7 protein-coding genes are annotated in these 4,854 nt (G+C 75.1%); 3 read left to right on the top strand and 4 right to left on the bottom strand.

Annotation, left to right across the window (positions count from 1 at the left end):
• Window positions 1-69 precede the first annotated feature (69 nt).
• Window positions 70-840: an SGNH/GDSL hydrolase family protein gene (locus ACFV4N_RS39875; RefSeq protein ID WP_499677877.1), complete on the bottom strand. Its 771-nt coding sequence runs from the start codon at window positions 838-840 to the stop codon at window positions 70-72.
• A gap of 132 nt (window positions 841-972) precedes the next feature.
• Here ACFV4N_RS39875 and ACFV4N_RS39870 point away from each other — a divergent pair, with 132 nt between their 5' ends.
• Window positions 973-1,644 (top strand): TetR/AcrR family transcriptional regulator, encoded by a 672-nt coding sequence (locus ACFV4N_RS39870; RefSeq protein WP_499677876.1) that lies wholly within the window; start codon window positions 973-975, stop codon window positions 1,642-1,644.
• On the opposite strand, the gene ACFV4N_RS39865 is transcribed toward ACFV4N_RS39870, so the two are convergent.
• Window positions 1,627-2,265 (bottom strand): TetR/AcrR family transcriptional regulator, encoded by a 639-nt coding sequence (locus ACFV4N_RS39865; protein WP_499677875.1) that lies wholly within the window; start codon window positions 2,263-2,265, stop codon window positions 1,627-1,629. The genes ACFV4N_RS39870 and ACFV4N_RS39865 overlap by 18 nt on opposite strands.
• 86 nt (window positions 2,266-2,351) lie before the next feature.
• Here ACFV4N_RS39865 and ACFV4N_RS39860 point away from each other — a divergent pair, with 86 nt between their 5' ends.
• Window positions 2,352-3,116 carry an SDR family NAD(P)-dependent oxidoreductase gene (locus ACFV4N_RS39860; protein ID WP_499677874.1) on the top strand — a complete coding sequence of 255 codons (765 nt, stop codon included), beginning with the start codon at window positions 2,352-2,354 and terminating at the stop codon, window positions 3,114-3,116.
• Window positions 3,117-3,174: 58 nt separating this feature from the next.
• On the opposite strand, the gene ACFV4N_RS39855 is transcribed toward ACFV4N_RS39860, so the two are convergent.
• Complete coding sequence (locus tag ACFV4N_RS39855; protein WP_499677873.1) at window positions 3,175-3,804, bottom strand: TetR/AcrR family transcriptional regulator; 630 nt, start codon at window positions 3,802-3,804, stop codon at window positions 3,175-3,177.
• 45 nt (window positions 3,805-3,849) lie between these two features.
• Here ACFV4N_RS39855 and ACFV4N_RS39850 point away from each other — a divergent pair, with 45 nt between their 5' ends.
• The gene (locus tag ACFV4N_RS39850) at window positions 3,850-4,644 is read left to right on the top strand and encodes a CPBP family intramembrane glutamic endopeptidase (protein ID WP_499677872.1); all 795 of its coding nucleotides are present in this window, start codon (window positions 3,850-3,852) and stop codon (window positions 4,642-4,644) included.
• Window positions 4,645-4,653: 9 nt separating this feature from the next.
• Here ACFV4N_RS39850 and ACFV4N_RS39845 read toward each other — a convergent pair.
• Window positions 4,654-4,854: hypothetical protein (locus ACFV4N_RS39845; RefSeq protein WP_499677871.1), on the bottom strand; the 201-nt coding region annotated here is incomplete at its 5' end.

Raw genomic sequence — 4,854 nt, 5'->3', positions numbered from 1 at the left:
CCGCACGGGCAGATCTTCGGTTGACGCGCCCCCCCCCCGCCCCGCCGAGGGGCCGCGGGGCGGGTCCGGTCAGCCGGTCACGCCGTTGAGCAGCGCCAGGTAGCCCAGCCGGTACCCGTTCGCGTTGGGGTGGAAGGACTCCACGAGTCGCAGCAGCGAGAACTGGTTGATCCACGGCGACGAGCCGCACGCGCCGTGGCCCGCGAAGTGGGCGCGGGCGTCGACGTAGCGGAAGCCGGCGGCCGCGGCGCGGGCGGCGATGGTCTCGTGCAGGGCGTCGGCGCCCCGGTTGAGCGCGGCGCGCTTGGTCGCGCTGAGGCAGGAGCCGTTCGGCTCGACCAGGCGCGGGTAGCCCAGCACGACCACGGTCGCGCCCGGCGCCCGGCTCCGGATGGTCGCGTAGGTGGCGTCGAGCTTGGGCGGCAGCGCGGTGCGCGCGTTCTCGATGCCCGCGTTCACGGTGTTGACGCAGGTGGTGTCGCTCGCGGTGACGCAGGTGACCATGGTGTTGGCGAAGCCGACGTCGTTGCCGCCGATGGTGATGGTGACCAGGTCGGTGCCCGCGTCGAGCGAGGCGAACTGGTCGGTCATGCTCGCGGTGGTCGCGCCGCCGCAGGCCGCGTACCGGAACGAGGACACGTCGTGGCTGTCGGCCCACAGCTGGGCGTACCCGCGGGAGCTGCGGAAGCAGGTGCCGCCGACGTAGGGCGGCGCCCCGGTGCCGGAGGAGTACGAGTCGCCGAGGGCGACGTAGTCGACGGGTGCCTCGGCCCGCGCGGCCGGGGCCGTGACCACGGCCGCCAGCACCGCGCACAGGGCCCCGAGAAGACGTTTGCGCACGCCCGCTCCTTCCTCGATGTCGCCCGGGTGAAGGCGTCAGGTCCGGCAGGTTACGTTCGGGTACCGAGGGATCACACCCGGTGCTACTCTCATTACCTACGGGTAACATCGGTCGGTTGCCGGGGTGGCGGCATGACAGGTCCGCGACGCAGCGACGCCCGGCGCAACCGGGCGGCCATCATGGCGGTGGTGGCCGACTCGGTGCGCCACGGCCTGCGGATGCCGTCCGCCACGCGGATCGCGCAGCTCACCGGCCTGGGCCAGGCCACGGTGTACCGGCACTTCCCCGACCGCCGCAGCCTCCTGCTCGCGGTGACCCACGAACAGCTGGGCCTGCTGCGGCAGGCGGCCCGGCGCGACGCCGACGACCCCGCCGCGTTCCACGGGCTGCTGCGGGAGGTGATGGTGCACCAGGTGCTGATGCGGCCGCTGGTCGAGGAGCTGCGCGGGTTCCCGGTGGCCGACCAGCGCGGGTGCGCCCGCCGGCTGCTCGACGCGCTGCGCGTGCCGTTCGCCCGCTCCCGGGCGGCGGGCCACCTCAGGCGCCACGTCGTGCTCGACGACGTGGCGGTGGTCCTCGCCATGCTCCAGGGCGCGGTCGAGGCCACGCCCACCCCGGAGGCGGCCCGGCGGGTGATCCCGGTCCTGCTGGACGGCCTGTTCCGCGCCGGGGCCGGGGACGAGTTCGACGCCGGAGTGGCTCTCGACGCCGAAGCGGGGCTCGGCGCGGGAGCGGGGTTCGACGTCGGAGCGGGGTCCGAGCCGGGCGCCGGCGCGCCGGAGGGCTCAGCCCGGGTGCGGTGACACCCCGTCCGCCGCGATCCGGAACGCCTCGCGCACCGCGTCGAGCAACCCGTCCTCGTCGTCCTCCGGCCGGTCCGCGGGCGGGGTGTGCCAGGCGTGGTGCTCCACCGCGGCCCGCAGCGCGGCGTTGAGCATCGCGGCCCGCACCCTGGCGCGCAGACCGTCGCCGGTGGACTCCGCGAGGGCCGCGGCGAACACCGGTTCGGCGTTGTCGTGGGCCCGGAGCCACACCGCGCGCAGGGCGGGCTCGGTCGGCACCAGCCGGATCAGCGCCAGCATCGCGGGCACGTCCGCCCGCCCGGTGCCGCCGTCCCGGGCCGCCTCGTCGAGCAGGTCGGTGACCTCGTCACCGGCCCGCCACCCCCGCAGCAGGCGCGCCACGGCCTCGATGCCCGCGGTGAACAGCGGCTGGACGCAGTCCTCCTTGGCGGGGAAGTACCGCCACAGCGTGCGCACGGAGATGCCCGCGGCCTCGGCGACGTCCTCGGCGGAGGTCGCGGCGACGCCGCGGGCGGCGAACAGCCGCACGGCCGCGCGGGCGATCTCCAGCCTGGTCTCCGCCTTGCGCCGCTCGGTCAGCGGCGGACGCCCGGTCCGACCGCGAGAACCGCCACCTGGCACCCGGACCTCCCGCGAACTCGCGGCGATCGTACTGCCCGACGTGGTATCAATAAATGGCACGGTGTGCCAAAAACGAGGAGGGCGGAATGGGTGACCCGGGACTGGCCGGTCGCAGCGTGATCGTCACCGGGGCGGGCGCCGGCATCGGGCGGGCGGCCGCGCGGAAGTTCGCCGAGGCGGGCGCGCGGGTGGTGGTCGCGGACCTGGACGCCGGGGCGGCCGAGGCCGTCGTCGCGGAGATCGGGGCGACGGGCGGCGAAGCGGTGGCGGCGACCGGCGACCTGACCGACCAGGAGGTGGTCGACCGCGTCGTGGCCACCGCCGTCGACGCCTTCGGCGGGGTGGACGTGCTGGTCAACAACGCCGGGATCATGGACCGGATGAACGCCGCCGCGGACGTGGCCGACGCCGAGTGGGACCGGGTGCTCCGGGTCAACCTCACCGCGCCGTTCAAGCTCGCCCGCGCGGTCCTGCCGCACATGCTGGCCCGGGGCCGGGGCGCGATCGTCAACACCGCGTCCGAGGCCGCCCTCCGGGGCAGCGCGGCGGGCGCCGCGTACACGGCCGCCAAGCACGGCGTCGTCGGGCTCACCAAGTCGCTCGCGATCACCTACCGGGACGCGGGCATCCGCGCCAACGCCATCGCGCCCGGCGCGACCAGGACGGCCATCGCGCTCGACGTCGACCCCGGCGCGCGCGGCCCCGCCGCCCTCGGCGCCTACGCGGGCAACTTCGGCCGGGTCGCGGAGGCCGAGGAGCAGGCCGCCGTGATCGTGTTCCTGGCCTCGGACGCGGCGAGCAACGTCAACGGCGTCGTCGTGCCCGTGGACAACGGCTGGTCCGCCGTGTGAGCGACCGGTCCGGGCAGGCCGGTCCGGGGCCGGTCGCCGTGAGCCCGTCCGGGATCGGTCACCTGTCGGGCGCGGCCGGGTCCGCCGCGGTGCGGGCGAGTTCGGCGCACAGGACCTCGCGCAGCTCGTCCACCGGGAACCGGTCGGGGAACATCGCGGCCTGCAACGTGAGCCCGTCCACGACGACGTGCAGCCGGCGGGCGTGCCGCTCCAGCCGTTCGTCCAGCTCGTCGCCGATGACCTCCGGGGGCGCCACGCCCCGGCAGAGCGCGACCGCGAGGCGGCACAGGTGGCGTTCGCCCGCCCACGCGGCGCGGCGCAGCTCGTCCATCGCGCCGTCCACGCGTGCCCGCGCCAGGCAGGCCAGCCACACGTCGACCTCCACCCGCCGGTCGGCGTCGAGGGGCAGCAGCTCCTCCAGGACCAGCCGCGCCCGTTCCGGGCCGGGCAGGTCGCCGCCGAGGTGCGCCGCGACGCGCGGGCCCACCGCGCCCGCCACCTCCTCGGCCGCGAAGAGCAGGAGCCCCTGCTGGCTGTCGAAGTAGTGGCGCAGCCCGCCGATCGAGACGCCGGCCTCCTCGGCGACGCGCCGCACCGTGGCGCCCTCGATCCCGTGGCGGCCGATGACCCGCCACACCGCGCGGGCCAGCTCGGCGCGTCGTCGGTCGTGGTCCACGAGCTTCGGCACGCCATTTTTATAGCACAGTTGTGCGGTATAAGTTACCGTACAACTGTGCGAAATAAACTCCTGCTCGTCGCCGGGTTAACGGCCATCGCTGGTTCGGCGCTGTTCCTGCTGGTCACCGGCAACACCGGGATCCGGTACTCCGCCGACCACGCCGACACCCTCCCGATGTGGCTGCGGTGGCTCCCCGCGCTGGTGGGGATCGTGCTGATCCGACTGGTGCCGGCGCCGTCGACCGCACCCGGGCCGGACCCCTCCCGGCGGCTGCGCGCGGAGGCCGTGGTCCTCCTGGTGCTCGCGGCCCTCTTCGCCGTGGCGCTGCGGTCGCTCGGCGGCGGCGAGCCGGCGCACACCGCGCTCAAGTCGGCGGTGCTGCTGGTGGCCCTCCTGGTGTTGCGGCGCAACAGGATCACGGCACGACCGGGTCTCGCGCCCGTGCCGGCGGTGGTCGCCTGGGTGGTCCTGGCCGCGCTCGTCACACCGGCCGACGACTACGCGGACACCGTCGACCCGGTCACGCTGCTCGCCACCGTCGTGGTGGTCTTCCTGGTCAACGCCCTGTTCGAGGAGGTGTTCTACCGGCGCTGGCTCCAGACGCGGTGGGAGGCGATCACGGGCCGTTGGGCCGCCATCGTGCTCACCTCACTGGTGTGGGCCGCGTGGCACGTGGGCATCCAGGGCACCGACCGGCTCGCGGTCGACCTCGCTTCGGCGTTCGTCAACCAGGGCGTGCAGGGCCTGTTCCTGGGCTACCTGTGGAGCCGGTACCGCGCGATGTGGCCGCTGCTGGTCGTCCACGGCGCGATGAACGCCGTCCCGGTGCTGGTCGGGGCGGTCACCTGACCGGGCCGGTCACCGGGCCCGCTCGCGCCCCGGCAGGAGGGCGGCCGCCGCGGCGTCGGTCTCGGACACCGGCACGGCGGCCATGATCAGGCCGGGCATCGCGCCGTAGGCCAGGCCGATGCCCGCGCCGATGACGCTCGACGCCGGCACCAGGTGCCAGATCTCGGTCAGCGGCACTTGTCGCCGCGCCGTGGCGCGCAGGTCCACCAG

The organism is Actinosynnema sp. NPDC059797, from assembly GCF_042732085.1.
Taxonomy (GTDB): domain Bacteria; phylum Actinomycetota; class Actinomycetes; order Mycobacteriales; family Pseudonocardiaceae; genus Actinosynnema.
Note: the sequence above shows the minus strand (reverse complement) of the source record. Positions and strands in the feature narration are given on the sequence as shown.